Origin of the sequence: uncultured Veillonella sp. (assembly GCF_934190855.1) — a bacterium.
Lineage (GTDB): Bacteria > Bacillota > Negativicutes > Veillonellales > Veillonellaceae > Veillonella.
In genome coordinates, this window is sequence record NZ_CAKPTN010000185.1 from 1 (window position 1) to 3,115 (window position 3,115).

The following is a 3,115-nucleotide window of genomic DNA, read 5'->3' on the forward strand; positions in this document are numbered from 1 at the left end:
ACTATAAATAGGGATTTCCCTACATTCCCTACTTTTTATAACGTGGAGGTGACTTTATGATTTCTAGTACCTTTATGCTCACCATCTTGAACTGCATCTCGATTAATACTTAAATTCAAAGAATCATTAGCATTAAAGACTCGATCAATACCAATTGCTGCAGTCCACTGTAGTTTTCCAGTTTCTTTTAATCCAGAATCATCTATGGACACCATTCCATGAATGGGTGGCTTTTTAGTCGTTTCAAGCACAATATTAGTAGCCAATGGTTTTGAACCAGGTTCAAGCTCAACAGACACATTTTGAGAGCCTAGACGCTTCATTTGCTCTATACCTTGCTCTATATTACGAATGTTTAAGATATCCCCTTCGCGAATAGGAAATGCATTTTCCCAGGGTAATGGTTGTACATACGTTTTATATAATACAGACTCTACTCGACCTAGTTGTAAATTGAATTGTAAATTACCTGAAGCTAAGGATTGTGATGGAATGCCAATTCTAGAAGTAACATAACCATGCTCAATAAGTGCACTATTTAATCTAGTAGATAAGTTATTTACATCTTCAACTGTAAGTTTACGATTCATAAATGGTTTAATTGTTTTTCGTAGAAAACCAAACTCTTTCGGTACATCTAATTGGAGTTTCTTTTTCTGTGCCTCATAATACAATGGACCTTTAATCAAACGTGAACTTGCTGCAGAACTATTATCTACAAATGTAGTCTGATCCATAGTTGAATTCGTCATATCATTATATGTTAATTGTGTAGATTGACTAATAGGCTCTTCAACAATACGTATTTGAGATACAAAAAAAGATGGTCCTACATGTGCTGGCTGTTGTGCCGGTACTGTATAACCACCTTGTGATACTAAAGATCCAGATGTAATATCGATTCCACCTGTTTGTACTGTAATTCGTCCCTCTCCAAGCCGTGCCTCTCTCGCTAATTGCTGTTCTCTTGCTCTATCTAGTTGTGCTTGTGTATCAATTGGTTTAGCACCATATATATGTATTGGTAGCATACAAGCTAAACTTAGACAGAAAAATAGCTTTCTTTTCTTCATATATCCTCTCTTTAGACAAATAATAAATAAACTCCTAATTTATTATATTTTGTTTTTTTTTAGAAAGTCAATAGAGACTTTAAACTATAAAACCACCTACCAAAGATAATCAATTCATCTTCGATAGGTGGTTTATTTTATTCACCCTTAGCGATACGGTCTAAGAGTTCAATATAGCTTTGTTTGTTTAATGCTGGTGTAAAGTTGTCTAACACATCTTTAGCACCTGCTGCGTCATCGTATAGTAAATCTACGATTGTCATAGCCAAGGCTTGTGCTGTTTTAATGTATGCTACATCAGGTACAGAGATTTCGTATTCTGCGCTGTGTAGTACACCATTAATACAGCCAACCCAAGGATGGATAACTGGCATCAAGTGAGATACGTCGCCCATATCGGTACTTGCTGTCATATGATCCCCTTGGAATACATTTTCTTCACCAAATAACGGATTAGAGTTTTGGCGTAGCATTTCATTCATGCGCTCATCGTTGCGCATTGGCAAGTAACCTGGTAAATCCTTAATAACGCAAGTGGCCCCTACTGCATCACCACCAGCTTTTAAGGCACGGTTTACACGTTGATTGCCGTTGACGATAGCGTCGATATTAGACGCACGTACATAGCTTTCAACTTGAACATAATCAGGCACGCAGTTAACCAATGTACCGCCTTGATTAATAATCGGATGGAATCTGAAATAGTCGCTTTCTTTGAAAGTTTCACGAATGGAGTTAACTCCCATAACGCCCATCAAAGCGGCATTAAGAGCATTTATACCTTCGTGAGGCGCAGCAGCTGCGTGAGCTACTTTACCATGGTATTCAATCAATTTAGCTACGAAGCCATTTGAGGTACTGCCTAGTCCCATTTCCCCTGCCGAAGTTTTAGCTGTTTCTACGTGCATTTGCATAGCCATGTCGATATCGTCAAAGGCACCTTCGTAAATAAGCTGTTGTTTACCGCCCATATATTTAATCTTGCCTTGTTCACGCAATTTATTACGGTAATCAACTTCAATCATTTCTTCGGCTGGAACAGCAAATAAAACTACATCGCCTGCGAGTTCATCCATAACAGATTGTAAGCCCATTGCTACGGCAAACATATTCGTAATTTGAATATTGTGGCCACAGCAATGTGCAGCCCCCGTTAAATCGTCAGCGCGAGGATGGCGCGGACAAAGAATGGCATCTAGTTCACCAATCATAGCAACTGTATATTTGCTATCACGGCCTTTCATACGACCTTTTACGCCAGTCAGAGCGTGTTCAGTAGTATAGGAAATACCAAGCTCATCAAACATATCCCGTACTTTCTTAGATGTTTTGACCTCTTTATAACCGAGTTCAGGCTCAGCCATAATAGACTCAGCTATTTCACGTAAACGTGGTTGTGCCGCTACAATGGCTTCACAAACACGTTGTTTTACTTCTTCCTTTGTCATACGGCTAATCAGCTCCTAAATTAAACCTTCTAAATGAAGTACTAATTGTGCTAATGCTGTTGCACAGATAAAAGTACCTGCTGTTACTGCTAATGCAACTGGAATAATACGCCAAGACAAGCGGCGGAATGCACCGAGGTCTTTACCTAAAGATAAGCCTGCATAAGCAAGTACAGGTGTTGTCGTAGCAAGGAACGTAACTTGGCTAGTTTTAGCGATGATCCATTCTTGACCAGGCATACCAGGTAAGGATGCAAGAACGCCTACTAAAGACACCCAGAATACCATAGGTAATTTATTCGCATATGGCAAATAAGAAATCATAGCACCAATAGTAGCGAGACCAGCTAAGATCGCTACGCCTACTAAGCTATCGCCAAATAGATGTTTGCCATCCATTACGTTGCCTACTGCAGTAATGATAGCAGCAATACAGATAACGATAACAAATTGTGTAATTTTTTCGCTTTTACTCATGACGTGCTGCCTCCTCTGCTAAATCTTGTTCACGTGTACGACCAGTAAAGAAGTTGTAAGCTTTTTCCATTACCGGTAGAGAAATAAATAGACCAAAGTATACGCCTAATACGGTAG

At 39.2% G+C, this 3,115-nt stretch carries 3 protein-coding genes; all 3 read right to left on the reverse strand.

The window, feature by feature from the left end; translation table 11 throughout:
* Positions 1–35: 35 nt before the first annotated feature.
* The 3 genes from Q0F90_RS08450 to Q0F90_RS08460 all read right to left on the reverse strand — a co-directional run bounded on the left by Q0F90_RS08450 (position 36) and on the right by Q0F90_RS08460 (position 2,998).
* Positions 36–1,031 carry a POTRA domain-containing protein gene (locus tag Q0F90_RS08450; protein WP_296004732.1) on the reverse strand — a complete coding sequence of 332 codons (996 nt, stop codon included), beginning with the start codon at positions 1,029–1,031 and terminating at the stop codon, positions 36–38.
* A gap of 179 nt (positions 1,032–1,210) precedes the next feature.
* On the reverse strand, positions 1,211–2,530 hold the full coding sequence (locus Q0F90_RS08455) for an amidohydrolase (protein ID WP_367113428.1): 1,320 nt from the start codon (positions 2,528–2,530) through the stop codon (positions 1,211–1,213).
* Between the two features lie 6 nt (positions 2,531–2,536).
* Entirely contained in the window at positions 2,537–2,998 is a 462-nt protein-coding gene (locus Q0F90_RS08460; RefSeq protein ID WP_296004736.1) for a hypothetical protein, read from the reverse strand.
* Positions 2,999–3,115: the final 117 nt, after the last annotated feature.